This is a genomic window from Pseudomonas sp. 58 R 12 (assembly GCF_900005865.1).
GTDB classification, from domain to species: domain Bacteria; phylum Pseudomonadota; class Gammaproteobacteria; order Pseudomonadales; family Pseudomonadaceae; genus Aquipseudomonas; species Aquipseudomonas tritici.
This window is the reverse complement of record NZ_CVTP01000016.1, coordinates 345896-371167: the sequence shown is the minus strand read 5'-3', so window position 1 is coordinate 371167 and position 25272 is coordinate 345896. Positions and strand designations below refer to the sequence as shown.

Annotated in this window: 27 protein-coding genes and 1 other RNA gene; 16 read left to right on the top strand and 12 right to left on the bottom strand. The window is 60.4% G+C overall.

The window, feature by feature from the left end:
- Positions 1 to 40 precede the first annotated feature (40 nt).
- The 4 genes from trxA to BFP95_RS11065 all read left to right on the top strand — a co-directional run bounded on the left by trxA (position 41) and on the right by BFP95_RS11065 (position 4455).
- Positions 41 to 370, top strand: a complete 330-nt coding sequence (gene trxA / locus BFP95_RS11080; RefSeq protein ID WP_003213989.1) for a thioredoxin TrxA — start codon at positions 41 to 43, stop codon at positions 368 to 370.
- 234 nt (positions 371 to 604) lie between these two features.
- Complete coding sequence (gene rho / locus BFP95_RS11075; protein WP_048729328.1) at positions 605 to 1864, top strand: transcription termination factor Rho; 1260 nt, start codon at positions 605 to 607, stop codon at positions 1862 to 1864.
- A 156-nt stretch (positions 1865 to 2020) separates the two neighbouring features.
- Positions 2021 to 3487, top strand: a complete 1467-nt coding sequence (ubiD, locus tag BFP95_RS11070; RefSeq protein ID WP_049711003.1) for a 4-hydroxy-3-polyprenylbenzoate decarboxylase — start codon at positions 2021 to 2023, stop codon at positions 3485 to 3487.
- The gene (locus tag BFP95_RS11065) at positions 3487 to 4455 is read left to right on the top strand and encodes a CDP-6-deoxy-delta-3,4-glucoseen reductase (protein ID WP_065874447.1); all 969 of its coding nucleotides are present in this window, start codon (positions 3487 to 3489) and stop codon (positions 4453 to 4455) included. Before ubiD ends, BFP95_RS11065 begins: the two co-directional genes overlap by 1 nt.
- A 120-nt stretch (positions 4456 to 4575) precedes the next feature.
- On the opposite strand, the gene BFP95_RS11060 is transcribed toward BFP95_RS11065, so the two are convergent.
- On the bottom strand, positions 4576 to 5058 hold the full coding sequence (locus BFP95_RS11060; RefSeq protein ID WP_065910062.1) for a sn-glycerol-3-phosphate transporter: 483 nt from the start codon (positions 5056 to 5058) through the stop codon (positions 4576 to 4578).
- Between the two features lie 295 nt (positions 5059 to 5353).
- On the opposite strand from BFP95_RS11060, the gene BFP95_RS11055 reads away from it, so the two are divergent.
- Complete coding sequence (locus tag BFP95_RS11055; RefSeq protein WP_065874445.1) at positions 5354 to 6010, top strand: gamma-glutamylcyclotransferase; 657 nt, start codon at positions 5354 to 5356, stop codon at positions 6008 to 6010.
- On the opposite strand, the gene glpT is transcribed toward BFP95_RS11055, so the two are convergent.
- Together glpT and BFP95_RS11045 are read right to left on the bottom strand one after the other, a co-directional pair.
- Positions 6007 to 7344: a glycerol-3-phosphate transporter gene (gene glpT, locus BFP95_RS11050; protein WP_065874444.1), complete on the bottom strand. Its 1338-nt coding sequence runs from the start codon at positions 7342 to 7344 to the stop codon at positions 6007 to 6009. The genes BFP95_RS11055 and glpT overlap by 4 nt on opposite strands.
- A gap of 229 nt (positions 7345 to 7573) precedes the next feature.
- The gene (locus BFP95_RS11045; protein ID WP_065874443.1) at positions 7574 to 8551 is read right to left on the bottom strand and encodes an NADPH:quinone oxidoreductase family protein; all 978 of its coding nucleotides are present in this window, start codon (positions 8549 to 8551) and stop codon (positions 7574 to 7576) included.
- Between the two features lie 150 nt (positions 8552 to 8701).
- Here BFP95_RS11045 and BFP95_RS11040 point away from each other — a divergent pair, with 150 nt between their 5' ends.
- Positions 8702 to 9109 carry a flagellar basal body-associated protein FliL gene (locus BFP95_RS11040; protein ID WP_049711009.1) on the top strand — a complete coding sequence of 136 codons (408 nt, stop codon included), beginning with the start codon at positions 8702 to 8704 and terminating at the stop codon, positions 9107 to 9109.
- Here the strand turns inward: BFP95_RS11040 and BFP95_RS11035 are convergent.
- Both BFP95_RS11035 and BFP95_RS11030 read right to left on the bottom strand, forming a co-directional pair.
- Positions 9099 to 11078 carry an acyltransferase family protein gene (locus BFP95_RS11035; protein ID WP_065910060.1) on the bottom strand — a complete coding sequence of 660 codons (1980 nt, stop codon included), beginning with the start codon at positions 11076 to 11078 and terminating at the stop codon, positions 9099 to 9101. The genes BFP95_RS11040 and BFP95_RS11035 overlap by 11 nt on opposite strands.
- A gap of 128 nt (positions 11079 to 11206) precedes the next feature.
- The gene (locus tag BFP95_RS11030) at positions 11207 to 11656 is read right to left on the bottom strand and encodes an EVE domain-containing protein (protein WP_065874441.1); all 450 of its coding nucleotides are present in this window, start codon (positions 11654 to 11656) and stop codon (positions 11207 to 11209) included.
- Between the two features lie 195 nt (positions 11657 to 11851).
- On the opposite strand from BFP95_RS11030, the gene BFP95_RS29775 reads away from it, so the two are divergent.
- Positions 11852 to 12001 carry a hypothetical protein gene (locus BFP95_RS29775; RefSeq protein ID WP_010207387.1) on the top strand — a complete coding sequence of 50 codons (150 nt, stop codon included), beginning with the start codon at positions 11852 to 11854 and terminating at the stop codon, positions 11999 to 12001.
- A 7-nt stretch (positions 12002 to 12008) separates the two neighbouring features.
- Here BFP95_RS29775 and BFP95_RS11025 read toward each other — a convergent pair whose 3' ends face one another.
- The 4 genes from BFP95_RS11025 to BFP95_RS11010 all read right to left on the bottom strand — a co-directional run bounded on the left by BFP95_RS11025 (position 12009) and on the right by BFP95_RS11010 (position 13428).
- Positions 12009 to 12638, bottom strand: coding sequence for a 5-formyltetrahydrofolate cyclo-ligase (locus tag BFP95_RS11025; RefSeq protein WP_065910225.1), 630 nt, complete (start codon positions 12636 to 12638; stop codon positions 12009 to 12011).
- 57 nt (positions 12639 to 12695) lie between these two features.
- A non-coding RNA gene (ssrS, locus tag BFP95_RS11020) (6S RNA) lies at positions 12696 to 12874 on the bottom strand.
- 30 nt (positions 12875 to 12904) lie between these two features.
- Complete coding sequence (locus BFP95_RS11015; RefSeq protein WP_049711015.1) at positions 12905 to 13222, bottom strand: cell division protein ZapA; 318 nt, start codon at positions 13220 to 13222, stop codon at positions 12905 to 12907.
- Positions 13219 to 13428 carry a TIGR02449 family protein gene (locus BFP95_RS11010; RefSeq protein WP_007982902.1) on the bottom strand — a complete coding sequence of 70 codons (210 nt, stop codon included), beginning with the start codon at positions 13426 to 13428 and terminating at the stop codon, positions 13219 to 13221. The genes BFP95_RS11015 and BFP95_RS11010 overlap by 4 nt, the downstream gene beginning before the upstream one ends.
- A 138-nt stretch (positions 13429 to 13566) precedes the next feature.
- On the opposite strand from BFP95_RS11010, the gene BFP95_RS11005 reads away from it, so the two are divergent.
- The 9 genes from BFP95_RS11005 to gcvH all read left to right on the top strand — a co-directional run bounded on the left by BFP95_RS11005 (position 13567) and on the right by gcvH (position 22978).
- Positions 13567 to 14124 (top strand): YecA/YgfB family protein, encoded by a 558-nt coding sequence (locus BFP95_RS11005; RefSeq protein ID WP_015886444.1) that lies wholly within the window; start codon positions 13567 to 13569, stop codon positions 14122 to 14124.
- 20 nt (positions 14125 to 14144) lie between these two features.
- A complete protein-coding gene (gene pepP / locus BFP95_RS11000; RefSeq protein ID WP_065874440.1) occupies positions 14145 to 15467 on the top strand; it encodes a Xaa-Pro aminopeptidase in 1323 nt (440 codons plus the stop codon).
- Complete coding sequence (gene ubiH / locus BFP95_RS10995; RefSeq protein WP_065910058.1) at positions 15464 to 16651, top strand: 2-octaprenyl-6-methoxyphenyl hydroxylase; 1188 nt, start codon at positions 15464 to 15466, stop codon at positions 16649 to 16651. The genes pepP and ubiH overlap by 4 nt, the downstream gene beginning before the upstream one ends.
- Positions 16644 to 17129 (top strand): DUF4442 domain-containing protein, encoded by a 486-nt coding sequence (locus tag BFP95_RS10990; RefSeq protein ID WP_065874438.1) that lies wholly within the window; start codon positions 16644 to 16646, stop codon positions 17127 to 17129. The genes ubiH and BFP95_RS10990 overlap by 8 nt, the downstream gene beginning before the upstream one ends.
- Before the next feature lie 9 nt (positions 17130 to 17138).
- Entirely contained in the window at positions 17139 to 18356 is a 1218-nt protein-coding gene (locus BFP95_RS10985) for a 2-octaprenyl-3-methyl-6-methoxy-1,4-benzoquinol hydroxylase (protein ID WP_175405975.1), read from the top strand.
- A gap of 162 nt (positions 18357 to 18518) precedes the next feature.
- Positions 18519 to 19523 carry an extracellular solute-binding protein gene (locus BFP95_RS10980; RefSeq protein ID WP_065910054.1) on the top strand — a complete coding sequence of 335 codons (1005 nt, stop codon included), beginning with the start codon at positions 18519 to 18521 and terminating at the stop codon, positions 19521 to 19523.
- A gap of 162 nt (positions 19524 to 19685) precedes the next feature.
- A complete protein-coding gene (locus BFP95_RS10975; RefSeq protein WP_065910052.1) occupies positions 19686 to 21302 on the top strand; it encodes an ABC transporter permease in 1617 nt (538 codons plus the stop codon).
- 156 nt (positions 21303 to 21458) lie between these two features.
- The gene (gcvT, locus tag BFP95_RS10970; protein ID WP_065910050.1) at positions 21459 to 22541 is read left to right on the top strand and encodes a glycine cleavage system aminomethyltransferase GcvT; all 1083 of its coding nucleotides are present in this window, start codon (positions 21459 to 21461) and stop codon (positions 22539 to 22541) included.
- Positions 22542 to 22594: 53 nt separating this feature from the next.
- The gene (gcvH, locus tag BFP95_RS10965) at positions 22595 to 22978 is read left to right on the top strand and encodes a glycine cleavage system protein GcvH (RefSeq protein ID WP_065874433.1); all 384 of its coding nucleotides are present in this window, start codon (positions 22595 to 22597) and stop codon (positions 22976 to 22978) included.
- A 139-nt stretch (positions 22979 to 23117) separates the two neighbouring features.
- Here the strand turns inward: gcvH and BFP95_RS10960 are convergent, their stop codons facing one another.
- From BFP95_RS10960 to BFP95_RS10950, 3 genes are all read right to left on the bottom strand, one after another.
- Positions 23118 to 24260 (bottom strand): DegT/DnrJ/EryC1/StrS family aminotransferase, encoded by a 1143-nt coding sequence (locus BFP95_RS10960; protein ID WP_065910048.1) that lies wholly within the window; start codon positions 24258 to 24260, stop codon positions 23118 to 23120.
- Positions 24261 to 24434: 174 nt separating this feature from the next.
- Positions 24435 to 24749, bottom strand: a complete 315-nt coding sequence (locus BFP95_RS10955) for a DUF2388 domain-containing protein (RefSeq protein WP_003176799.1) — start codon at positions 24747 to 24749, stop codon at positions 24435 to 24437.
- Positions 24750 to 24817: 68 nt separating this feature from the next.
- Entirely contained in the window at positions 24818 to 25264 is a 447-nt protein-coding gene (locus BFP95_RS10950) for an NfeD family protein (protein WP_065874431.1), read from the bottom strand.
- Positions 25265 to 25272: the final 8 nt, after the last annotated feature.

Below are 25272 nucleotides of genomic sequence, written 5' to 3'. Positions count from 1 at the left end.
GATGGGCCACGTTTTTTTTGCTTACAATCCGGAGACATCCATGAGCAACGATCTTATCAAGCACGTCACCGACGCGACCTTTGAGGCCGAAGTACTCAAGGCTCAAGGCCCGGTGCTGGTTGACTACTGGGCTGAGTGGTGCGGCCCTTGCAAAATGATCGCTCCAGTCCTGGACGACATTGCAACCACTTACGAAGGCAAGCTGACCATTGCCAAGCTGAACATCGACGACAACCAGGAAACCCCGGCCAAGCACGGCGTGCGTGGTATTCCGACCCTGATGCTGTTCAAGAACGGCAACGTCGAAGCCACTAAAGTAGGCGCGCTGTCGAAGTCTCAGCTGCAAGCTTTCCTCGACGCGAACATCTAAGCGTCGTCAAAAAAGCCCCGCAAATCGCGGGGCTTTTTCGTAAAACAGGGCTAGACGCTCCGAAATTCAGGTGGTACATTCGGCCCCGCACTGGTTTCTCCACTGCCCCCTGCAAGCCGTCGCCGACGCATTCCTTTTCGATTAGTACGCGATCCTGTCGCCTTCTCTGCGGCGCGGCCTCATTAAGCCAAAAGCTTAATTTCCCCCCTCCATAAATGATTACGTCATTCCTATATGAATCTGACTGAACTCAAGCAAAAGCCGATTACCGACCTGCTCCAACTGGCCGAAGAAATGGGCATAGAAAATATGGCCCGTTCGCGCAAGCAGGACGTGATTTTCTCCCTGCTCAAGAAGCACGCGAAAAGCGGCGAGGAAATCTCCGGTGATGGCGTGCTGGAGATTCTCCAGGACGGCTTCGGCTTCCTCCGCTCTGCAGACGCCTCCTATCTTGCCGGCCCAGACGATATCTACGTCTCGCCGAGCCAGATCCGTCGCTTCAACTTGCGCACCGGTGACACCATCGTTGGCAAGATCCGCCCTCCTAAGGAAGGCGAGCGTTATTTCGCCCTGCTCAAGGTCGACACGATCAACTTCGATCGTCCAGAGAACGCGAAAAACAAGATTCTCTTCGAGAACCTGACCCCGCTGTTCCCGACCGTGCGCATGAAGATGGAAGCCGGTAACGGTTCCACCGAAGACTTGACCGGTCGTGTGATCGACCTGTGCGCCCCGATCGGCAAAGGCCAGCGTGGCCTGATCGTCGCACCGCCGAAAGCCGGTAAGACCATCATGCTGCAGAACATTGCAGCGAACATCGCACGTAACAATCCTGAAGTTCACCTGATCGTATTGCTGATCGATGAGCGTCCGGAAGAAGTAACCGAAATGCAGCGCACCGTGCGCGGCGAAGTGGTTGCCTCCACGTTCGATGAGCCGCCAACCCGCCACGTGCAGGTTGCCGAAATGGTGATCGAGAAGGCCAAGCGCCTGGTCGAACACAAGAAAGACGTGGTGATCCTGCTCGACTCCATCACCCGTCTGGCCCGTGCCTACAACACCGTGATCCCGAGCTCCGGCAAGGTATTGACCGGTGGTGTCGATGCCCACGCCCTGGAGAAACCGAAGCGTTTCTTCGGCGCCGCGCGGAACATCGAAGAAGGCGGCTCGCTGACCATTATCGCCACCGCGCTGGTTGAAACCGGCTCGAAGATGGACGAAGTGATCTACGAAGAGTTCAAGGGTACCGGCAACATGGAACTGCCCCTGGACCGTCGCATCGCGGAAAAACGCGTGTTCCCGGCGATCAACATCAACCGTTCCGGCACCCGCCGCGAAGAGTTGCTGACCGCCGACGACGAACTGCAGCGCATGTGGATCCTGCGCAAGCTGCTGCACCCGATGGACGAAGTCGCCGCCATCGAGTTCCTGATCGACAAGCTGAAAGCTACCAAGACCAACGACGAGTTCTTCTTGTCGATGAAGCGTAAGTAATACGACGTTTCAGGTCCGAAAGAATGGCGCCCTCAGGGGCGCCATTTTTTTTCGTCGGTTTTTTAAGCATTCTCTGTACCCAAATGCACCGCGATAAGCTGCCAGCCGCCGTCATAGCAGGTAGGATGTACGCCTATTTTACGGGTGGCATGGTTAATGAAATTCAAGGATCTTCGGGATTTCGTGCAGCAACTTGAGCAGCGCGGAGAGTTGAAACGTATCCAGATGCCGATTTCCCCGGTGCTGGAAATGACTGAGATTTGCGACCGTACCCTACGCAACAAGGGTCCGGCGCTGCTGTTCGAGAACCCGACCGGCTTTGATATCCCGGTGCTCGGCAACCTGTTCGGCACGCCTGAACGCGTGGCGTTTGGCATGGGTGCCGAGGCGGTCAGCGAACTGCGCGAGATCGGCAAGCTGCTGGCCTTCCTCAAGGAGCCCGAGCCGCCCAAGGGGCTGAAGGATGCCTGGTCGAAGCTGCCAATCTTCCGCAAGATCATTGCCATGGCTCCCAAGGTGGTCAAGGACGCGGTGTGCCAGGAAGTCGTCATCGAAGGCGATGACGTCGACCTCGGCATGCTGCCCGTGCAGACCTGTTGGCCAGGCGACGTTGGCCCGCTGATCACCTGGGGCCTGACCGTCACCAAAGGCCCGAACAAAGACCGCCAGAACCTCGGTATCTACCGTCAGCAAGTGATCGGCCGCAACAAGGTGATCATGCGTTGGTTGAGCCACCGTGGCGGCGCCCTGGACTTCCGCGAGTGGTGTGAAAAGCACCCCGGCAAGCCGTTCCCGGTTTCCGTGGCCCTGGGTGCCGACCCGGCCACCATCCTCGGCGCCGTGACCCCGGTGCCGGACAGCCTCTCCGAATATGCGTTCGCCGGCCTGCTGCGCGGCAACCGCACCGAACTGGTGAAGTGCCGTGGCAACGACCTGCAAGTGCCGGCCACTGCCGAAATCATCCTCGAAGGCGTGATTCATCCGGGCGAGATGGCCGATGAAGGGCCGTACGGCGACCACACTGGCTATTACAACGAAGTCGACAGCTTCCCGGTGTTCACCGTCGAGCGCATCACTCATCGGATCAAGCCGATCTACCACAGCACCTACACCGGCCGTCCGCCAGATGAGCCGGCTATTTTGGGTGTGGCGCTGAACGAAGTGTTCGTGCCGATCCTCCAAAAGCAATTCCCGGAGATCACCGACTTCTACCTGCCGCCGGAAGGCTGCTCGTACCGCATGGCCATCGTGACCATGAAGAAGTCGTACCCAGGCCATGCCAAGCGGGTAATGCTCGGTGTGTGGTCGTTTTTGCGACAGTTCATGTACACCAAGTTCGTTATTGTCACCGACGACGACATCAATGCCCGCGATTGGAACGACGTGATCTGGGCCATCACCACGCGCATGGACCCCAAGCGCGATACGGTGATGATCGACAACACGCCGATCGACTACCTCGATTTCGCCTCGCCAGTGTCGGGCCTGGGTTCGAAGATGGGCCTGGACGCCACCCACAAATGGCCGGGTGAAACCACCCGCGAATGGGGCCGGGTAATCGTCAAGGATGAAGCCGTCACCGCCCGTGTCGATGCGATCTGGAAAGAATTGGGAATAGATTGATGCGTGTAACCCTGCAACCTTCCGGCGCCGTGCTGGAGCTAGTCCCTGGTGAGCGAATCCTCGAAGGCGCTCGCCGCCTGGGCTACGACTGCCCTCAGGCCTGCCGCAACGGCGTATGCCACGTGTGTGCCGCGCTGCTGGTGGAAGGTCGGGTGCAGCAAGCCGGTGAGGTGCGCGACCACGGGGAGTTCTACACCTGCATCGCCGAGCCGTTGGAAGATTGCATTGTGCTGTGGGATGGCGTGCTGGCGCCGGGAGAGTTGCCATTGCGCAAGTTGTCGTGCCAATTGAGTGAATGCGTAGAAGTCGGTGGCGATGTATGGCGCGTGCGCCTGCGCGCGCCGGCTGGCAAGGCGGTGCGTTACCACGCCGGGCAATACTTGATGATCGAGCGCGACAATGGCGAGAAATCGGCATTCTCCCTGGCGTCGGCACCCCATGCTGGACGCGAGCTGGAGCTGCATGTGCTGGTCCGCGAGGACAGTGCGCGCACCCTGTTGGAGCAACTGCAGCGCAACCAGATGGCTCGGATCGAAATGCCCTTTGGTGACACCCACTTGGCCGAGCTGCCGGATGGGCCGCTGGTATTGATCGCCGCCGGTACCGGCATGGCGCAGATGCACAGCCTGATCGAACATTGCCGCGCCTCTGGCTTCAAGCACCCGGTGCACCTGTACTGGGGCGTACGTCGCCCGGAAGATTTCTACGACATTGAGCATTGGGACCAGTGGCTGCAACTGCCCAACCTGTTCCTGCACAAAGTCGTCAGCGACTTGTGTGGTTGGGAAGGGCGCTGTGGGTTGTTGCATGAAGCGGTGTGCGAAGACATCACCGACCTCAAGTCGGTGCATGTCTACGCCAGCGGTTCACCGGCCATGATCTACGGCACCCTGGACGCGCTGGTGGATGCCGGTATGGATGCGCACCAGATGCGTGCCGATGTGTTCGCCTACGCCCCCCGGCCCTGATCTGACCGGAATCTAATGTGGGAGCTGGCTTGCCTGCGATAGCGGTGTATCAGTTGCAAATAGGTGGCTGACACACCGCTATCGCAGGCAAGCCAGCTCCCACAGTATTTTGCGTTGCGGTCAGAATCGTAATCCAGTCGTCACCATCGCCGCATTAAACCCCAGCAACACCACCTCCGCCGCCACGGGCCCATAATGCGTGCCCACCGACGGAATGATCACCGGCGCCACGCCGTAACGATTCAATGGGATCTTGTCACGGTACTTGCCGCGATAACCCTGGATCGCTCCGCCGGTCAGCTTCAAATACACCGGATAGTTCGCCATGTCGTAGCGCTTGCCCGCGTACGCGTAATACGAGCGCTGCCTGAACGAATTGCGAAATGTCGCCCCGCCATACACAAAACCTGACGCTTCGTTGCGCTCCAGGCCGATCAGGTCCTGGTTGTTGTTGTGCTCCGGGGCGGGCGCGAAATGCCGGGTGTAGACGCTGGTCTGCGCGTACCAGAAGCCTTTGTCGTCCTCGCTCGCGAGTGTTTCGCCAGCCAGTGCGGTGGTGGCCTGGGCCAGGAACAAAAGGCCAGGCAGTCGGAATCTTTTCATGGGTGCGACCTCGATAGTCGATTTGGTGGGCGGCTAAGTGGGTCGTGATGTGTGCGCTATTTTGATGGGTTGGCGGGTGCCCAGGCTGAACCGGGGCTGAAAGCGACGGGATTGGCACGGGTAATGCTGACGAATGGCAGTGGCGCTTATATTCGTACTTATTCGCTTACGGTATTTAGTGTCTCAGGCAAATGTCCTTAAGCTATATCTGAGACGGGCGGCTTATTGCTGCGGGTTTTATTACGGTAGAGTTGCTTACAACTGGTAATACATAGGAGGCGTACCGCTTTTCGCCATGACCGCCATTGAAACTGATCTTTTGCAATTGGCTTACCCTCCGCGTCTCGATCTTGGGCCGCAACTCACTCACGAACAATTGATGAGCTCGATGCAGGCCACCATGGCCCGGCATAAGGGTGGGCCGGTCTGGCTATTTGCGTATGGTTCGCTGATCTGGCGCCCTGAATGCTCGTCGACCGAGCGCATGCGGGCACGGGTCCATGGTTATCACCGGGGTCTTTACTTGTGGTCCCACGAGCACCGGGGTACGCCGGAATTACCAGGTTTGGTCTTTGGTCTGGATCGCGGCGGCTCTTGCAGCGGGTTTGCCTACCGCTTGCCGGAAGATCAGCTGGAGGCCTCGCTTTACGCCTTGTGGCAGCGCGAGATGCCTTACCCCTCTTACCGGCCGCACTGGCTCAGCTGTCGCCTGGAAGATGGCAGCACGGTGCAGGCATTGGGGTTTGTGTTGGAGCGGCACTTGCCCAGCTACGCCGGCAACTTGCCAGATATCGTGCTGAACCACGTGCTGCAAAGCGCTTGCGGGCGTTACGGCACAACTCGCGATTATGTCGAGCAGACCGTCAACGCCCTGCGTAGCCACGCCATGCCAGATAAAAACCTGGAGGCGCGGCTCAAGCGTTGTGCAAAGGATTGCTCAGGCGGCGGTTAACGCGCCGAGCTGACGCTGTTGGTGTGCCACAACGTTGGGATCAGGAAGGCGATCGCCAACACGCACGCGCCGATCAGCAGCACAAAACCACCGTCCCAGCCGAAGTGGTCCACGGTGTAGCCCATGGCCGCACTCGCTGCTACCGACCCCCCCAGGTAACCGAACAAACCAGTGAAGCCCGCCGCGGTGCCGGCGGCTTTCTTCGGTGCCAACTCCAGCGCCTGCAGGCCGATCAGCATTACCGGGCCGTAGATCAGGAAGCCGATGGAGACCAGCGCGATCATGTCGACCATCGGGTTGCCCGGCGGGTTGAGCCAGTACACCAGGGTCGCCACGGTCACCAGTGCCATGAACACGATACCGGTCAGGCCACGGTTGCCACGGAAGATCTTGTCCGACATCCAGCCGCACAGCAGCGTGCCCGGGATACCTGCCCACTCATAGAAGAAGTACGCCCAGGACGATTTGTCGACCGTGAAGTGCTTGGCTTCTTTCAAGTAGGTCGGCGCCCAGTCCAGTACGCCGTAGCGCAGCAGGTAGACGAACACGTTGGCGAAGGCGATGTACCACAGCATTTTGTTGCGCAGCACGTACTTGACGAAGATTTCCTTGGCGCTGAATTCTTCTTCGTGGCTCGCGTCGTAGCCTTCCGGGTAGTCGTTCTTGTACTTCTCGATCGGCGGCAGGCCGACCGATTGCGGGGTGTCGCGCATGGTGATGAAGGCAAACGCCGCCACTGCCAATGCCACCGTCGCCGGTACATAGAACGCTGCGTGCCAGTCGTTGAACCAGGCCATGCCCAGCAGGAACAGCGGGCCGATCAGGCCGCCGCCGACGTTGTGCGCCACGTTCCATACCGACACCACGCCGCCGCGTTCTTTCTGCGACCACCAGTGCACCATGGTCCGTCCACTGGGCGGCCAGCCCATGCCTTGAGCCCAGCCGTTGATGAACAGCAAAATGAACATCATGGTCACGCTGGACGTCGCCCAAGGTGCGAAACCGAAAATGAACATGACCCCAGCTGAAACCAGCAAGCCGAAGGGCAGGAAATAGCGCGGGTTGGAACGGTCGGACACCAGGCCCATGAGGAACTTGGACAGGCCGTAGGCGATCGCGATGGCCGACATCGCCAGGCCCAGTTCACCACGGGTGTAACCCTCGTCGATCAAGTAGGGCATGGCCAGGGAGAAGTTTTTGCGCAGCAGGTAGTACCCGGCATAGCCGATGAAGATACCGGCGAAGATCTGCCAGCGCAGGCGTCGGTAGGTACTGTCTATTTTTTCTTCAGGCAGGGGCGCCTGATGTGCGGCAGGACGAAAGAAAGCAAACATTCAAGAGCTCCAGATTTCTTGTTTTGACTGCGGATGCGAATGTTACAGTTTCGTTACCGAAAATAGCATCGCCTCTTATCTGCAAACACAGGAAATCAGAGCAATTGCATGTTCTCTTATGAACATGTCGCGAATAGATAAGTGCTGGTCGGGATTGGGTCTAGAGACCACTGATTAACTAACGTGGGAGCAGGCAAGCCAGCTCCCACATTGACCGCATTCAAGTCCATTAGCGGATTTGGACGACGACCTTGCCCACCGCCTTGCGCTGCCCCAAATCATTGATCGCCTGGGCGGCCTGTTCCAGCGGGTATACCTGCGACACCAGCGGCTTCAACTTACCCTCGGCATACCACGTGAACAACTGCTGGAAATTCGCCGCATTCTCCTGCGGCTGACGCTGCGCAAATGAACCCCAGAACACCCCGACCACTGCCGCGCCCTTGAGCAGCGCCAGGTTCACCGGCAGCTCCGGAATACGCCCGCTGGCAAACCCCACCACCAGCAAACGCCCGTTCCAAGCGATGGCGCGGATGGCCTGGTCAAACAGGTCGCCACCCACCGGGTCGTAGATCACATCGGCACCGTTGCCGTCGGTGAGGCGCTTGATCTCGTCTTTCAGGCTGGCTTCGCTGTAGTTGATCAGCTCATCGGCGCCGGCGGCTTTGGCCACCGCAAGTTTATCGGCGCTGCTGGCGGCAGCGATCACCCGCGCGCCCATGGCCTTGCCGATTTCAACGGCGGCCAGGCCCACGCCACCCGAAGCGCCGAGCACCAGCAGCGTTTCGCCAGGTTGCAGGTTGGCCCGTTGTTTCAACGCGTGCATCGAGGTGCCGTAGGTCATGCTGAAAGCGGCAGCGGTGTTGAAGTCCATGCTCGGCGGGATCGGCAGCACGTTATAGGCCGGCACCGCGACCTGTTCGGCAAAGCTGCCCCAGCCGGTCAGCGCCATGACCCGGTCACCGACTTTCAGGTGACTGACCTTTTCGCCCACTTCACTGACCACGCCCGCCGCCTCGCCGCCCGGCGAAAACGGGAAGGGCGGCTTGAACTGGTACTTGCCCTCAATGATCAAGGTATCCGGGAAGTTGACCCCGGCGGCATGCACGTCCAGCAGGATTTCGTTCTTCTTGATCGCCGGGCTGGCGATTTCTTCCAGCACCAGGGTTTCGGCAGGGCCGAAGGCTTTGCACAGCACAGCTTTCATCGGACTATTCCTTTTGGCGTCGTGGCCGATAAGTGTAGGAGGGTACGCCCGTGGGTCAACGAGCATGCCCGGGCCTGATAAGTCGCCATAAGCTTGTGCTCAGCCTTGCTAGCGTTATGCTACCTGGCAACCGAATGTGAGGAATGAACTGTGAAAGCGTGGATCCTGTTGATGCTGGCCCTGACCTTGCCGATGGCAGCCCAGGCCGAAGAGGCCAAAGAAGGCGAGGCGCCGAAGGTCAGCTATATCAGCCTAAGCCCGCCGTTTGTGGGCAACTACGGCCTGGATGGCACGGCGAAGCTCAAAGTATTCAAGGCCGACATCGCGCTGCGCGTGACCGGCACTGAAGCTGCCGCTGCGGTCAAAGCCAACGACGCGTTGATTCGTAACCAACTGGTGGCGCTGTTCACCCAGCAGACCAACGAGAGCATGAGCACCGTTGAAGGCAAGGAAAAACTGCGTCAGGAAGCGCTGAAGCAGACTCAGCAGGTAATGAATGACGAGACCGGTAAACCGGTAGTGGAAGACTTGTTGTTCAATAACCTGATCATTCAGTAGCAGGCGGTGTCGCTCTCCAGATCTTGAGCAAGGTCGCTATGAAGTCGGGCTCCAGCACGCGGTTGCCGTGGCCGCTCAGGTGGTTGGAGTCGAAATACAGCGGCTTGGCGTTTTGGTCATAGGCCCAACAGGTCACGCCGGGGCACAGCAGCGGCAGCGGGTCCCACACCCTCAGCGCCGGATACTCGGCGCTCAGCTCCTGCAACAGTTGCATTTGCGGTGCGCGCAGTCGTTCAAGCTGTGCGCGTTGCATTGTCAGACCTGGCGCGCATACCGGGTTCATGCGGTTGAACCCATCGGAACAACGATTGGGCGCGGCCTTGAACAGAGGCTTGGGCGCATCGATCAGCACAGTCAGGCGTGCCGCCTGCAATCGGTTCAACAGGGTTTGGGCGTCAATGCGCGCCGCTTCCATCGTTGAAGCGGTCAGTTCGGTCAGCGCCTTATCGACCATCGCCTGCTCACCCTCTCTCCATTCGCGGCCCGCAAGCTCCGGCATGCGCAATGAGGCCAGAAACACGATGTCACCTGGCTTGGCCCGCGCTTCGATCTCCTTCAACTGGACTTCGCGGGAGGCCGCGCAGTGTTTCGGATCGGGGCCTATCAGGCTCACGACCCCGCAGCCGCCTTGTTCATAGTCATGCACCTTGATGCCCAGCTTCAGCGACACGAGGTTCAGCAGGGTGCGATAGGCCGCCGTGTGTGAGTCGCCGATGACGAACAACTGGCGACCGGCCAGGTGCGGGTCCTTGAGGACCTCGAAGTCTTCCCGGGGATAATGTTTATAGGCGTACCAAGTGTAGGTATCGCGGGTCTGGCTGATCGACAGTACGGCAGGATCCTCCGCTACCCACATCGCGCCGCGCCAGAGCAGGCCGGTCACCAGCACGGTCGTGGCCAACGTCAGCCATGCGCTGCGCTGGGTCACGGACCTGCTGCTGCGGATCGGCGTCTCGATCCAGTGGTAGGACGCTGCGGCAAGCGCCAGCACCAGGCAAGGATAGAGCAGCTGTACCGCCAGCAATTCCAGCCCGGTGGTCCAGCGTAGGAACACCAGTACCGGCCAGTGCCACAGGTACAGCGAATAAGACAGCCGCCCGATGTAGGTGAACAACGACGTTTGCAGCAGACGCTGCAAGGGGCCCGGCGATGCGTCACCTTGCTGCACAATCCCTGCGATCATTAGCAGCGTGCCCGCAACCGTCACCAGCGCCCAGGGAAACGGAAATTGGCGCGGATCGGCAAAGATAAAGCCCATTACGACCAGCACAAGTCCACCGCCCAGTAACCAGGGCGCGATACGCGCCGCCGGAGCCCGCGTGCACATCAGCTGAAACAACATTGCCCCGGCAGCCAGTTCCCAGAATCGCCCTGGCAGCAGGTAAAACGCTGCCAGCGGTTGGTCATTCACCTGGTAGGCAGCGACCAGCAGCGACACCAGAGCCGCCAACGGCAGCAACGCGCGCGGTCTGGCGCGCAGCCAGATGAAAAACAGTGCCGGGAAGATCACGTAGAACTGTTCTTCAACGCCCAGCGACCAGGTATGCAGGTAGGGATTGAGTTCGGCGCTCGGCGAAAAGTAGGTATCGGTGTTCCAGGCCAGCACAAAATTGCTCAGGCCGAAAAACGCCGCCAGGCCGGTGCGGTTAAACAGGTCGCTGAGCCAGAAGGGCGGCATCAGCATCGCTGAGAGCACGCCGCTGACGCACAGCATCACAAGCAGAGCTGGCATGATGCGCAGCATACGACGCCGGTAGAAATCTGCCAGGTAGCGGCCCAAGGTCAGCTCCCGCCGCTCCCATAGCGACTGGCTGATCACATACCCGGAAATCACGAAGAACATGTCCACGCCGGTAAAACCGCCCGGCAGCCATTGGAAATAATCCAGATGGAAGACGATCACACTCAGCACGGCGATTGCCCGCAAGCCGTCGATGGCTGGCCTGTAGGTGGAGGTGGGGCAGGACACGTGGGCTTCCTTTGCTCAGTGGGTGGGGCACTGATTCTGCCCCAACCTGGCGAGCGCGACGACTGGCCGTTCGGACAGGTGTAAGTCCGCTTATTTCGCGAGCAAGCTCGTTCCTGCTGATGCGGGGGTTAACGCAGCGCCAGCACTGCCGTCCACTGTTCAGGGGTCACCGGCATTACCGAAAGCCGGCTGCCTTTTTGCACAAGGGGCAGTTCGGCGAGGGCGGCTTGCTGTTTCAGGTAGCCCAGGCCCAGTACCTTGGGAAAGGTTTGCAGGTGCGCGACGTTGATCGCACTCCACGGGTTTTTTTCCGAGGTGGCCTTGGCGTCGAAATAGTGGCTTTCTGGTTCCAGCGCGGTGGGGTCCGGATAGGCCGCCTCGACGATTTTGCCGATGCCGGCAATGCCAGGCTCGGGGCAGCTGGAGTGGTAAAAGAAAAACTCGTCACCCACCGCCATCGCGCGCAAAAAGTTGCGTGCCTGGTAGTTACGCACCCCGTCCCAGCGCGCTTCACCGAGCTTTTCCAGGCCGTTGATCGAGAGTTCGTCGGGCTCGGATTTCATCAGCCAATAGGCCATTTTTGGGCTCCTGAAACAGGGAGTGGGTAAGTTGTCAGGCAATTTGATGACAAACCGACAGTCGGTTGGCGCCAAGGTTTGCGTGTTGGTTCACGTTACCGCAGAATGCCGGCTTTTAAAGCTTGGCGCAGCTGCAACGGACTTCTTTGGAACGTTGTTGTCATCGTGTACGAGGTGCCTGCAGGGGGGCAATCGATGCAACGTAAACCGGATTTACTATGGATTTTGGTGATTTTGTTTGGTCTGGGCGTCGTGACCACCGGGTATGCCCAAAGCTTGTGGTCGAACAAGACCGATGCTCCCGTTGAACTGGCTCAGCAGCAGCCGCAACCGTTCAAGCGTTAACTCTTCCTCAAGGCGCCGCTGATTCCAGTGGCGTCTGTGCGATATACCAAGTCTTATCTGTTACGGTGCCAGCCAACGGCACGTCCCAGCTCGCTTGCGCCAAACGATCGACTTTCTGGCATTCATGGGCCAGGCCCAGCAGCGTCGGCTTGCGCCAGCTCTGGCGGCGCGCCAGGTAGGCCAGGCTACGGTCGTAAAACCCGCCGCCCATGCCCAGTCGCCCACCGGCATCATCGAACCCCACCAACGGCAGCAGCACCAGGTCCAATGCCCAGACCTTGCGTTGGCGGCTGATATTCACCCGTGGCTCCAGAATGCGAAAACGGTTCGGCAGCAGTTTTTCCCCAGGCCTTACGCGCTGGAACACCATCTTGGTCCGCGGCCAGGCGCTGAGTACCGGCAGGTACGTGGCCTTGCCCCGGCGCTGGGCTGCGCGCAGCAGCAAGCGCGGATCGATTTCACCGTCCGTCGGTAGATACAAAGAGATATGTTTGGCCCGGCGAAACAGCGGGTGCTGTGCCAGTTGCCGATACAGGCCGTGGGCGGCCTTGCGCTGCTCGCTCGGCGTGAGGGCGCGGCGGGCCTGGCGCAACATGCGTCGAAGTTGCGGACGGGAAAGCGGCACAGGTTCGGTCATGGTTTCCGGCTCATAAAACAATGCCAGTCCGAGGACTGGCATTGAGTTTGGGAATTCAGGCTCCCCGACAGAGCCGCTGTCGACTTAGCCCTTGAACCCGAAAGTTCAAGGTGGAAGATGCAGTAGGCTTTAAGGCTTTCCGTCTAGCGGACATGCACACCAGCCCAACGTGCAACTTCCAGGGTAGTGCGAATCGGCTCAGGGACATCGCCGACTGGCAAACACGCCAGGGAGTGGGGCGAGTATACCTTAAAGAGTCGCGGCAATCAGCCCTTGGGTGCGTCTGTGTCGCTGGAAAGCGCCAGATCAACACGCTCCAGCAGGTCACGCACCTGCTCACGGGTGGAGCCGCTGGCCTGCACGTCAGGGCGTTCCTGCTTATGCAGTAAATCGTGAGTAATATTCAGCGCGGCCATCACGGCGATGCGGTCGGCGCCGATGACTTTGCCGCTGCTGCGGATTTCACGCATCTTGCCATCCAGGTAGCGGGCGGCGCTCACCAGGTTGCTGCGCTCTTCCTGGGGACAGATGATCGAATATTCTTTGTCGAGGATCTGCACGGTGACGCTATTGCTTGAACTCATGAGTCTTGCTCCAGGGCCTTCAGGCGCGAAATCATCGATTCGACCTTACGCCGGGCGATTTCGTTTTTTTCAATGAGGTGAGCGCGTTCCTCGCGCCAGGTCTTTTCCTGAGCTAATAGGAGTCCGTTTTGACTCTTTAGTTGCTCGACCCGGGTAATTAGCAATTCGAGTCTGGCCATCAGCGCTTGCAGGTCGGTGTCTTCCATTGGGTTCCACTGGATTTGTCTGATGAATGGCAACTGCAGGATAAACGATCTGACGCCCTTGATAGTCTTGGTACGTCTGCCGGTGCTAGGATACAACGCTCCATTCTAGACATTGCGCCGTCTGGCGCCTAGCTCACCATGCCTATTCAGAACTCCCCGTACGATGCTTTTTCCAAACTGCTGAGCACCAGCGGCCACCCCTGCTCGCCTGCCGAACTGCACGGCGTGCTGCTGGGCCGTAGTTGCACCGGCGTTGGCTTTGACGCTGATAACTGGCTGGCCGATGTGGCCGAGCTGCTCGAAACCGAGCCGACCGACAACGTGCGTAACGCGCTGATCGGCTTGCAAGAGATGGTCAAGGGCGAGCTAACCGGTGATGACGTCACCGTGGTCCTGCTGCTGCCGACTGACGACGCGCCGCTCACCGAACGCGCTGCTGCCTTGGGCCAATGGTGCCAAGGTTTCCTCCACGGCTTTGGCGTAAACGCCGGCGGCCTGGAACTGAGCACCGACGCCAAGGAAGTGTTGCAGGACCTGGCAGCCATCTCCCAGGTGCAAGACGCTCTGGAAGAATCCGAGGACGGTGAAGGCGACTACATGGAGGTGATGGAATACCTGCGCGTCGCGCCGCTGCTGCTGTTCACAGAGACCAAGAAGTCTGCTGAACCCGCTGCACCCAAGCCGTCGCTGCATTAAGAAAGGAAGCCCATCTGTCCATGATTCATATCCCCCGAGCGGAATACACGCGGCGCCGCAAGGCGCTCATGGCGCAGATGGAACCCAACAGCATCGCGATCCTGCCGGCCGCCGCCGTGGCGATCCGCAACCGTGATGTCGAACACGTGTACCGCCAGGACAGCGATTTCCAGTACCTGAGCGGTTTCCCCGAGCCGCAAGCGGTGATCGTGCTGATGCCCGGCCGCCAGCACGGCGAGTACGTGCTGTTCTGCCGCGAACGCAATGCCGAACGCGAACTGTGGGACGGCCTGCGTGCCGGCACCGAAGGCGCAATCCGCGACTTTGGCGCCGACGATGCCTTCCCGATCACCGATATCGACGACATCCTGCCCGGCCTGATCGAAGGCCGCGACCGGGTGTATTCGGCCATGGGCAGCAACGCCGAATTCGACCGGCACCTGATGGAGTGGATCAACGTGATCCGCTCTAAAGCGCACCTCGGCGCCCAGCCACCGAACGAATTCGTTGCTCTGGATCATCTGCTCCACGACATGCGTCTGTATAAATCGGCGGCAGAAGTGAAGGTGATGCGCGAGGCCGCACGAATCTCCTGCGCCGCCCATGTGCGGGCGATGCAGGCCAGCCGGGCCGGTTTGCACGAGTTCAGCCTGGAAGCCGAGCTGGACTACGAATTTCGCAAGGGCGGCGCGAAAATGCCGGCTTATGGCTCCATCGTCGCCGCCGGGCGCAACAGCTGCATCCTGCATTACCAGCAGAATGACGCGTTGCTCAAGGACGGTGATCTGGTGCTGATCGACGCCGGTTGCGAGATCGACTGCTACGCCAGTGACATCACCCGTACCTGGCCGATCAACGGCAAGTTTTCGCCCGAGCAGAAGGCAATCTACGAGATTGTGCTGGCCTCCCAGGAAGCCGCCTTTGCCCAGATCGCCCCCAACAAGCATTGGAACCAGGCCCACGAGGCCACAGTGCACGTCATTACCGCCGGGCTGGTGAAGCTGGGGTTGTTGCAGGGCGACGTCGACGAACTTATCGCCAGTGAAGCCTACAAACCCTTCTATATGCACCGCGCCGGCCACTGGCTGGGCATGGATGTGCATGATGTGGGCGAGTACAAAGTGGGCGGAGAATGGCGTGTGCTGGAAGTTGGCATGGCGTTGACCGTTGAGCCGGGGATCTATATCTCGCCGGACAATCAGAACGTGGCAAAGAAATGGCGTGGCATTGGCGTACGCATTGAGGACGACGTGGTGGTAACCAAGCAAGGCTGTGAAATCCTGACCGGCGGCGTGCCCAAGACCGTCGCCGATATTGAAGCGCTGATGGCGGCTGCGCGATGAGCCGGGTCAACCTGGCGATCATCGGCGGCGGCCTGGTCGGTGCCAGCCTGGCGTTGGCGTTGCAGGCGGGGGCCAAGGCGCGCGGTTGGAAGATCGTGCTGATCGAACCGTTCGCGCCGGGCGACAGCTACCAGCCGAGCTACGACGCGCGCTCTTCGGCGCTGTCCTTCGGCGCCCGGCAGATCTATCAGCGTTTGGGCCTGTGGCAGGACATTTCCCGCCGCGCCGAACCGATCAAGCAGATCCATGTGTCCGACCGTGGGCGCTTCTCCACGGCGCGTTTGTCGGCCATGGAAGAGGGCGTGCCCGCCCTTGGTTACGTGGTGGAAAACGCCTGGCTGGGCCAGTGCCTGTGGCAAGGCCTGGATAAAGACGTGGTCAGTTGGCGCTGCCCGGCGGAAGTCACGCGCATGGAGCCGCTGTCCGATGGCTACCGTCTTACCCTCAACGATGAAACCGTGCTGGAATGCGACCTCGCGGTGCTGGCCGATGGCGGCCGTTCCGGCTTGCGCGAGCAACTGGGCATCGGCGTTAAAACCCGCCCGTATAACCAGAGCGCGCTGATCGCCAACATCACCCCAAGCGAAGCCCATAACGGCGAAGCATTCGAGCGTTTCACCGATGAAGGCCCAATGGCCTTGCTGCCGCTGCCGGACAACCGTTGCGCGCTGGTGTGGACGCGCATCGGTATGGATGCCCAGCGCCTGGCCAACCTCGATGAACGCAGCTTCTTGAGTGAATTGCAGGGCGTGTTCGGTTACCGCCTGGGCACCCTGAAGCAAGTCGGCGCACGTCATCTGTATCCGCTGACGTTGGTTGAGGCCGAGGAACAAGTGCGTTCGCACCTGGCAATCCTTGGCAACGCCGCCCACAGCCTGCACCCGATTGCCGGGCAGGGCTTCAACTTGTCCCTGCGCGATGCGAACGCCTTGGCCGAGGCCTTGCTGGCCGGGCCGCAAGTACCGGGCGACCTGGCAACCTTGCAGGGCTATCGCGAGCGTCAGCGCCTCGACCAGAAACTCACCGTGGGCTTCTCCGACCAGGTCACGCGCCTGTTTGGCAGCGCCCAACCGCTGGTGGCGCTGGGCCGCAACATGGGCCTGCTGGGCCTGGACCTGTTACCGCCGGCCAAGCGCTGGTTCGCCCGTCAGGCCATGGGCCTGGGCACGCGTCCCGATGCGTAAGGGGTTGATCGAGCGCCTGGGCAAGGCGCGGTTGTTGCGTTGGATCATGACCCTGTATCCGCCATATTTGGGCGCCGGGATCAGCGTGCAGCAGATGAGCGCCGATTTTCGCCACGTCAAAGTGCGCATGGGCCTGGGCTGGTACAACCGCAATTACGTCGGCACACAGTTCGGCGGCAGCCTGTATTCGATGGTCGACCCGTTCTACATGCTGATGCTGATGGAGAACCTGGGCCGCGACTACATTGTGTGGGACAAGGCCGCGAGCATCGATTTCATCTCGCCGGGCAAAGGCCCGGTGTACGCCGAGTTTTCCATCGACGACGCCTTGCTCGATGAGGTGCGTCGACACACCGAAGGTGGCGAGAAGTACTTGCCCCACCTCAAGGTCGAGATACATGACGGCTCCGGCACCCTGGTGGCGCGGGTCGACAAAACCCTTTACGTGCGGCGCAAGCCGCCAGCGAGACAGGCTTAAAGCATGGACATGCGCGCAGATGTGCTGGTTGTCGGGGCAGGAATGGTCGGAAGCGCCCTGGCGCTGGCGTTGCAGGGCAGTGGCCTGCAGGTGCTGCTGCTCGATGGCAGCCCGCTGAGTGTCAAACCGTTCGACCCTGACGCGACTTTCGAGCCGCGGGTGAGCGCCTTGTCGGCCGCCAGCCAGCGCATCCTCGAGCGCCTGGGTGTGTGGGACGGCATCGTGTCGCGCCGTGCCAGCCCTTACGGCGAGATGCAGGTATGGGACGGCAGTGGCACCGGGCAGATCCACTTTTCGGCGGCCAGCGTGCACGCTGAGGTGCTCGGGCATATCGTCGAGAACCGCGTGGTTCAGGATGCCTTGCTCGACCGTCTGCACGACTGCGACCTGGGCCTGTTGGCCAACGCGCGTCTTGAACAGATGCGCCGCTCCGGCGATGACTGGCTGCTGACCCTGGCCGATGGGCGCAAGTTGCTTGCGCCGTTGGTGGTTGCCGCCGATGGCGCCCACTCCGCCGTGCGCCGCCTGACCGGCACGGCGACCCGCGAATGGGATTACCTGCATAACGCCATCGTCACCAGCGTGCGTAGCAGCGAGCCGCACCAGCGTACGGCGTGGCAACGCTTTACCGATACCGGCCCGCTAGCGTTCCTGCCACTTGTGCGGGATGGGCAGGAGGATTGGTGCTCGATTGTCTGGTCGACCACGCCCGCTGAGTCTGAGCGCCTGATGGCGCTGGATGATCAAAGCTTCTGCCGTGAACTGGAGCGGGCTTTTGAAGGCCGGCTCGGCACAGTGCTGAGCGCCGACCCGCGCGTTTGTGTGCCGTTGCGCCAGCGTCACGCCAAACGCTACGTGGCCGAAGGCCTGGCATTGATCGGCGACGCGGCCCACGTCATCCATCCATTGGCGGGGCAGGGCGTGAACCTGGGCTTTCTTGACGCAGCGACACTGGCTGAAGTGCTGTTGTCGGCGACCGAGCGCGGTGAGCGCCTGGCGGATGTGAAAGTGCTGAGCCGCTACGAACGCCGACGCATGCCGCACAACCTGGCGTTGATGGGGGCAATGGAAGGCTTTGAGCGACTGTTCCAGGCCGACCAATTGCCGCTGCGCTGGCTGCGCAACGCGGGGTTGAAGCTGGTCGACCAGATGCCCGAAGCCAAGGCCGTGTTTGTACGCCAGGCGCTGGGCCTGACCGGCGATCTTCCTGACCTGGCAAAACCCTGACATTGACGCCCGGTCCCCTGTGGGAGCGGGCTTGCTCGCGAAGAGGCCATCAGCTCCACCGCAAAAAGTTGACTATGCAACATCTGGTAACGCCTCCAGCAAGCACCACCAAATGTGAGTCCTTATCATTTGCCCTCTTTTTGCAAATGAGAGACCGCACCCATGTTGGCACCCAAGCGCCTCCTGACTGCCCTGGCACTCACCCTGATCGGCAGCACCACCGTGCAGGCCGCCGACGAAGTGGTGGTCTACTCCTCGCGCATCGACGAACTGATCAAGCCAGTGTTCGACGCCTACACCCAGAAGACCGGCGTGCAGGTGAAGTTCATCACCGACAAGGAAGCCCCGCTGATGCAGCGCATCAAGGCCGAGGGCGAGAATGCCACCGCCGACCTGCTGCTCACCGTGGATGCCGGCAACCTCTGGCAGGCCGAGCAAATGGGCATCCTGCAACCGTTCACCTCAAGTGTGATCGACAAGAATATTCCGCTGCAATATCGCTCGTCGGCCCACGCCTGGACCGGTTTGAGCCTGCGCGCGCGGACCATCGCCTATTCCACCGACCGGGTAAAACTGGGTGACCTCACCACTTACGAAGCCCTGGCCGACAAACAGTGGGAAGGCCGTCTGTGCCTGCGTACGGCGAAAAAGGTCTACAACCAGTCGCTGACCGCCACCCTGATCGAAACCCACGGCGCGGCCAAGACCGAAGAAATCGTCAAGGGGTGGGTCAACAACCTGTCCACCGACGTATTCTCCGATGACATCGCCGTGCTCGAAGCCATCAATGCCGGCCAGTGCGACGTAGGGATCGTCAACACCTACTACTACGGTCGCCTGCACAAGCAGAAGCCGGACCTGGCGGTGAAGCTGTTCTGGCCGAATCAGGGCGACCGTGGCGTGCATGTGAACCTGTCGGGCATTGGCCTGACCAAGTACGCGCCACACCCGGAAGCCGCCAAGGCGTTGGTGGAATGGATGACCACGCCTGAGGCGCAGAAGATCTTTGCCGACGTGAACCAGGAGTTCCCGGCGAACCCGGCGGTACCGCCGTCGGCCGAAGTGGCAACCTGGGGTAAATTCGTGGCGGACACCTTGCCGGTGGAAGTGGCGGGCAAGCGCCAGGCTGAGGCCATTCGGTTGATGGATAGGGCTGGCTGGAACTGATACAAGTTTAAAAACACTGCAGTCCAAATGTGGGAGCTGGCTTGCCTGCGATAGCATCACCTCGGTATGACTGATATACCGAGGTGTCTGCATCGCAGGCAAGCCAGCTCCCACATTGGTTAGCGGCGACTTCAAAACCTTCATTTCTCTGAGAGCTTTTCCTTGGCCCACCCCGCCCAACGCCGCTGGTACCTGCCGGTCTTCACCGTCGCTGCCCTGGTGCTGCTACCGCTGAGCGTGATGTTGCTGTCCTGGCAAAGCATCGACGCGCAAATCTGGTCCCACCTCTGGGAAACCCAGATGCCGCGCCTGCTGGGCAACACCCTCACCCTGGTGTTGGGCGTCGGTGTCGGTGTGACCTTGTTGGGCGTCAGCCTGGCCTGGTTGACCAGCCTCTGCGAATTCCCCGGACGGCGTTGGCTGGATTGGGCGCTGATGTTGCCCTTCGCCATTCCCGCGTACGTGCTGGCTTTCGTGTTTGTGGGCCTGCTGGATTTTGCAGGCCCGGTGCAAACCCTGCTGCGCGAATGGTTTGGCAGTGGTTTGAGGCTGCCGCGCGTGCGCTCGACCAGCGGGGTGATCATCGTTCTGGTGCTGGTCTTTTACCCGTATGTGTATTTGCTGGCACGCACCGCGTTCCTGGCCCAGGGCAAAGGCTTGATGGAAGCGGCGCGGGTGCTGGGACAATCGCCATGGCGAGCGTTCTGGCACGTGGCCCTGCCCATGGCACGGCCGGCGATTGGTGCCGGGGTGGCGTTGGCGCTGATGGAAACCCTGGCGGATTTCGGTGCGGTCTCGGTGTTCAACTTCGATACGTTCACCACCGCCATCTACAAAACCTGGTACGGCTTCTTCAGCCTTTCCAGCGCGGCACAGTTGGCCAGCCTGTTGCTGCTGGTGGTGATGTTGGTGCTGTACGGCGAACGTCGCGCACGCGGTGCCAGCCGGCCGAGTAATGAGCGGCCACGGGGCAAGGCGCTGTATCACTTGCGTGGGCTCAAGGCAGCGGCGGCCAGCGGCTGGTGCGGGCTGGTGTTCGCCTGTGCGTTTGTCGTCCCGATGCTGCAACTGGTCGTCTGGTTCTGGCAGCGCGGCCGCTTCGACCTGGATGAGCGCTATTCGGGCCTGATCGTCCACACGCTCTACTTGGGCGGCATCGCAGCGTTGATCACCGTAAGCGTGGCGTTGCTGCTGGCATTTGCCAACCGCCTGGCGCCGACCCGGGCGATCCGCTCCGGCATCAGCCTGGCCAATGTCGGCTATGCCTTGCCGGGCTCGGTGCTGGCGGTATCGATCATGTTGGCGTTCAGTTATCTGGATCGTGAGCTGGTGGTGCCGCTGTCTGGTTGGCTCGGTGGTGCGGGCAAGCCGTTGCTGCTGGGCAGCCTGTCGGCATTGGTGCTGGCGTACCTAGTGCGTTTCCTGGCGGTGGCCTATGGGCCGCTGGAAAACAGCCTGGCGCGCATCCGCCCGTCCTTGCCGGAAGCGGCCCGAAGCCTGGGCGTCAGCGGCCCGCGACTGTTTTGCAAAGTGTATCTGCCGTTGCTGCTGCCGGGGACCTTAAGTGCGGCGCTGCTGGTGTTCGTCGATGTGCTCAAGGAAATGCCCGCCACCTTGCTGATGCGCCCGTTCGGCTGGGACACCCTCGCGGTTCGTATTTTCGAAATGACCAGCGAAGGCGAGTGGGCACGGGCTTCTTTGCCGGCGTTGACCCTGGTGCTGGTGGGCCTGTTACCGGTGATCGGGCTGATCCGACGCTCTGCCCGGCAAATCGGTTAGGTGCCAGTCCTACAGCTTGCAGCTACAATGCGCGGCATTCGGTGCGGCCCGTCTTTCGGGTCGAGTCGCTGGGCGTGGCTGCGGGCCTTGTAATTCAAGGTGTTTGGCACGAACGGCAACGCTGCGCACCTTCGCCACGCCCGGAAGGAGAAACCCATGGGACAGCGTACGCCTCTGTACGACCTGCATCTCGCCCTCGGCGCGAAAATGGTCGATTTTGGCGGTTGGGATATGCCTTTGCACTACGGCTCGCAAGTTGAAGAACACCACCAGGTGCGACGCGACTGCGGGGTGTTCGATGTATCTCATATGACCGTGATCGATGTCAGCGGCCCCCAGGCCAAGGAATGGCTGCAGTATTTGCTGTCCAATGATGTCGAACGTCTGCATGGCTGCGGCCGTGCGTTGTACAGCGCCATGCTCAACGAAAAGGGCGGCGTGGTGGACGATATGATTGTCTACCGCACCGAGGACGCCTATCGGCTGGTGGTCAACGCCGCCACCCGCGATCAGGACATGGCGTGGATGCACGCGCAACTGGGTAATTATCAGGTGCAGCTGCATGAGCGGCCCGAATTGGCGATGCTCGCCATTCAAGGCCCCCACGCCCGGCAGAAAATTGCCGAGTTGGTCACCCAGTCCCGCGGCACCCTGATTCACCAACTCAAGCCCTTCGAAGGCCACGCCGATGGCGATTGGTTTATCGCGCGCACGGGCTACACCGGCGAAGATGGCCTGGAGATTGTCCTGCCTGCTGATCAGGCGCCAGGCTTTTTCAACGATCTGGTGGGCGCAGGTATTTCACCCATCGGTCTCGGCGCCCGGGATACCCTTCGCCTGGAGGCTGGCATGAACCTGTATGGTCAGGACATCCACCAGGACGTTTCGCCCCTGGCATCGAACATGGCCTGGAGTATTGCCTGGGAACCTGCCGAGCGAAATTTCATTGGTCGCACCGCGCTGGAAGCGGAAAAAGCGGCGGGTGTGCAGTTCAAACTGGTCGGGCTGGTACTGGAGGAACGCGGGGTTCTGCGTGCTCACCAGGTGGTTCGTATCGCCAATATTGGCGAAGGGGAGATCACCAGTGGTAGTTTCTCTCCTACGCTGAGCAAATCCATTGCCCTGGCGCGTGTACCGACGGCCACCGCCGATCGGGCCGAAGTGGAAATCCGCGGCAAGTGGTACCCGGTTCGAGTGGTCAAACCGACCTTCGTGCGCCATGGCAAGACCTTGATCTAACCTATTCCCGGCAGGCCGAAGGCCGCTGACATTACTTCTTGAGGACACAGACTATGAGCGATATCCCTGCCGACCTGCGTTTTGCCGAAAGCCACGAATGGGCACGCCTGGAAGCTGACGGCACCGTGACCGTCGGGATCTCCGACCATGCCCAGGAAGCGTTGGGTGATGTGGTGTTTGTTGAACTGGCTGAAGTTGGCGCTACGTTTGAAGCCGAAGGCCAGGCGGGTGTGGTTGAGTCGGTGAAGGCTGCTTCGGATATCTACGCCCCGGTTGCAGGCGAAGTGATTGCAGTCAATGAGGAGCTGAGCGGTAGCCCTGAACTGCTGAACTCTGACCCGTACGGCGCGTGGATCTTCAAGCTCAAGCCAAGCAACCCGACTGATCTGGAAAAACTGCTGGATGCTGCCGGTTACAAAGCCGCCATCGGCGAGTAAACGCAAAGAGTTACAACAATGCAAATCAGTGTGGGAGCTGGCTTGCCTGCGATGCAGACACCTCGGTGTATCAGTACACCGCAGTGATGCCATCGCAGGCAAGCCAGCTCCCACATCTTATTGTGGTGAGCCAGATTTTTCAGCCTGCGTTCAAGACTGCCTTGACCGCTGCCACCGACCGCTCCACATCCGCCTCTGTCATCGCCGTAAACATTGGCAATGATACGATCAAGCGCCCAACCTTTTCCGCCACCGGAAACATGCCTTCCTTGAACCCCTGCGCCCGATAAAGACTCAGCAGATGGATCGGCGGGTAGTGATAGCCAATGCCGACGCCGTGGGCCTGCATCTGCTCCATGAAGGTGGCGCGGGCCGGCAGACCGTCCTGACGCTCCGGCAGTACCAGTTGGAACAGGTGCCAGTTGCTGTTTTCGAAATCCGCCGGCGGCAGTTGCGCGCCGTATTGCGCTTCAAAGTCATCGCCAAAGCATTTGAAGTAGTGCTGCGCCAGGTTCTGGCGGTGAGCGGTGATCTTTTCGATATGGGCAAATTGCCCCAAACCGATGGCTGCGGCGATGTCGGTCATGTTGAACTTGCCACCCAGCACATCCACATCCAGGCCGTCGAAGCCTGTGCGGGTAACGCCTTGCAGGCGGTATTTTTCTGCCAGCCGCGCTTCTTCGGCATTGTTCAACACAAGGCAGCCGCCTTCGGAAGAGGTGATGTTCTTGTTGGCCTGGAAGCTGAACGACACAAAATCCCCGGTGGCGCCGATACGCTCGCCATCCCAGCTTGAACCCAGCGCCTGGGCAGCATCCTCAACGATACGCAGGTTGTACTTGTTGGCCAGTGCATACAGCATCGGCATGTCCAGGGGTAGGCCAGCGAGGTACACCGGGATGATCGCCTTGGTGCGCGGGGTAATCGCAGCCTCTACCTGGGCCAGGTCGATATTGCGAGTAATCGGGTCAATATCGGCAAACACTGGCGTAGCGCCGACTTCCAGGATCACGTTGGCCGTGGCAACCCAAGAGATCGGCGTGGTGATGACTTCATCGCCCGGCCCGATACCGGCAATGCGCAAGGCAATCTCCATGGTGCAGGTGCCCGAGTTGAAGGTACGCACCGGGCGGCCGCCAAAGTATTCCGATAACTGAGCCTCGAATGCCTGCACTTTCGGCCCGCTGGTGATCCAGCCCGAGCGCAATACATCGCCAACCGCCGAGATGGTGGCTTCGTCAATGGTAGCTTTGGAAAACGGCAGGAAGGGCTGTTGGCTCATGACGACGAAGGCATCCGTTTCAGATTGGCGATGAGTGAGCGAGGTATCAGTACGGCATGGTTGCACGGCTTGACTGAATATAGCCTGTCGTCCGTGAATGAATTGTCATACTGCGGGTTAAAACGCGGGCAAAAAAATGCCGCTTCAACAGCGGCATTTTTCAGAGCGATGAAATCACTCGGTAACGGCGTTTTTCGCAAGGATGGCGTTGGCCAGCTCCATATCCGTGGCCTGTAGGCCAGGGTTATCGGCGCGGACTTTCTGCATTGCGGCTTCCAGGTATGGACCACGGATGCCGCCGTCGCTGGCAACAAAGCTGCCGGCGTCGTCTTGTGCGGCAACCACCAGCTTGTGGTCCTTGAAGGTCAGGTACGTCGAGCCAGTAGTGGCGCCCGACGAGATGACATTGCGCCAGAAACTGTCGGCCATGGCTGAACCGACAGGAAGGGAAAGCACAGCAAGGGTTGCGACAGCATATTTGAGACGCATGATGGGTGACTCCGGTGGGTTATCTGTACATTATGATTGTAGATAGCCCAGCCGAGTTCCATCACTGACTAAACAGTTTCAACCTTTAACACCACGCCCTCCTGACTAACCACACGGACTTGGGCGCCTACAGGGCTGTCCGGGCCGGTCACCATCCACACGCCATCGCCGACTTTCACTTTGCCACGGCCGTCCACGATCGCCTGATGCACGATAAACATACGGCCGATAAGCTCCGAGCCCCGTTCGTTCAGCCCGGGTTGGTCACTTGCCTTGGCGCTGCTGCGCTGACGCTTCCACCAATACACCGCCGTCAGGATCGATAACACGGCAAACAGCAGCAACTGCCACTCCAGCCCCAGGGGCGGCACCAGGAACTTGATCACGCCCACGGCAGCCGCTGCGATACCCATCCATAACAGGTACCCACCGGCGCCAAATACTTCAAGAATCAACAGCACCGTACCCAGTGCCAGCCAATCCCAGAACGACAAATGCTGCAGGAAATCCCACATGGTGCTGG

Bases quoted from the DNA above. Each gene is read 5' to 3' on its own strand.
- trxA (WP_003213989.1), top strand. From the start codon at position 41: ATGAGCAACGATCTTATCAAGCACGTCACCGACGCGACCTTTGAGGCC.
- rho (WP_048729328.1), top strand. From the start codon at position 605: ATGAATCTGACTGAACTCAAGCAAAAGCCGATTACCGACCTGCTCCAA.
- ubiD (WP_049711003.1), top strand. From the start codon at position 2,021: ATGAAATTCAAGGATCTTCGGGATTTCGTGCAGCAACTTGAGCAGCGC.
- BFP95_RS11065 (WP_065874447.1), top strand. From the start codon at position 3,487: ATGCGTGTAACCCTGCAACCTTCCGGCGCCGTGCTGGAGCTAGTCCCT.
- BFP95_RS11060 (WP_065910062.1), bottom strand. From the start codon at position 5,058: ATGAAAAGATTCCGACTGCCTGGCCTTTTGTTCCTGGCCCAGGCCACC.
- BFP95_RS11055 (WP_065874445.1), top strand. From the start codon at position 5,354: ATGACCGCCATTGAAACTGATCTTTTGCAATTGGCTTACCCTCCGCGT.
- glpT (WP_065874444.1), bottom strand. From the start codon at position 7,344: ATGTTTGCTTTCTTTCGTCCTGCCGCACATCAGGCGCCCCTGCCTGAA.
- BFP95_RS11045 (WP_065874443.1), bottom strand. From the start codon at position 8,551: ATGAAAGCTGTGCTGTGCAAAGCCTTCGGCCCTGCCGAAACCCTGGTG.
- BFP95_RS11030 (WP_065874441.1), bottom strand. From the start codon at position 11,656: ATGGCCTATTGGCTGATGAAATCCGAGCCCGACGAACTCTCGATCAAC.
- BFP95_RS29775 (WP_010207387.1), top strand. From the start codon at position 11,852: ATGCAACGTAAACCGGATTTACTATGGATTTTGGTGATTTTGTTTGGT.
- BFP95_RS11025 (WP_065910225.1), bottom strand. From the start codon at position 12,638: ATGACCGAACCTGTGCCGCTTTCCCGTCCGCAACTTCGACGCATGTTG.
- BFP95_RS11015 (WP_049711015.1), bottom strand. From the start codon at position 13,222: ATGAGTTCAAGCAATAGCGTCACCGTGCAGATCCTCGACAAAGAATAT.
- BFP95_RS11010 (WP_007982902.1), bottom strand. From the start codon at position 13,428: ATGGAAGACACCGACCTGCAAGCGCTGATGGCCAGACTCGAATTGCTA.
- BFP95_RS11005 (WP_015886444.1), top strand. From the start codon at position 13,567: ATGCCTATTCAGAACTCCCCGTACGATGCTTTTTCCAAACTGCTGAGC.
- pepP (WP_065874440.1), top strand. From the start codon at position 14,145: ATGATTCATATCCCCCGAGCGGAATACACGCGGCGCCGCAAGGCGCTC.
- ubiH (WP_065910058.1), top strand. From the start codon at position 15,464: ATGAGCCGGGTCAACCTGGCGATCATCGGCGGCGGCCTGGTCGGTGCC.
- BFP95_RS10990 (WP_065874438.1), top strand. From the start codon at position 16,644: ATGCGTAAGGGGTTGATCGAGCGCCTGGGCAAGGCGCGGTTGTTGCGT.
- BFP95_RS10985 (WP_175405975.1), top strand. From the start codon at position 17,139: ATGCGCGCAGATGTGCTGGTTGTCGGGGCAGGAATGGTCGGAAGCGCC.
- BFP95_RS10980 (WP_065910054.1), top strand. From the start codon at position 18,519: ATGTTGGCACCCAAGCGCCTCCTGACTGCCCTGGCACTCACCCTGATC.
- gcvT (WP_065910050.1), top strand. From the start codon at position 21,459: ATGGGACAGCGTACGCCTCTGTACGACCTGCATCTCGCCCTCGGCGCG.
- gcvH (WP_065874433.1), top strand. From the start codon at position 22,595: ATGAGCGATATCCCTGCCGACCTGCGTTTTGCCGAAAGCCACGAATGG.
- BFP95_RS10960 (WP_065910048.1), bottom strand. From the start codon at position 24,260: ATGAGCCAACAGCCCTTCCTGCCGTTTTCCAAAGCTACCATTGACGAA.
- BFP95_RS10955 (WP_003176799.1), bottom strand. From the start codon at position 24,749: ATGCGTCTCAAATATGCTGTCGCAACCCTTGCTGTGCTTTCCCTTCCT.
- BFP95_RS10950 (WP_065874431.1), bottom strand. From the start codon at position 25,264: ATGTGGGATTTCCTGCAGCATTTGTCGTTCTGGGATTGGCTGGCACTG.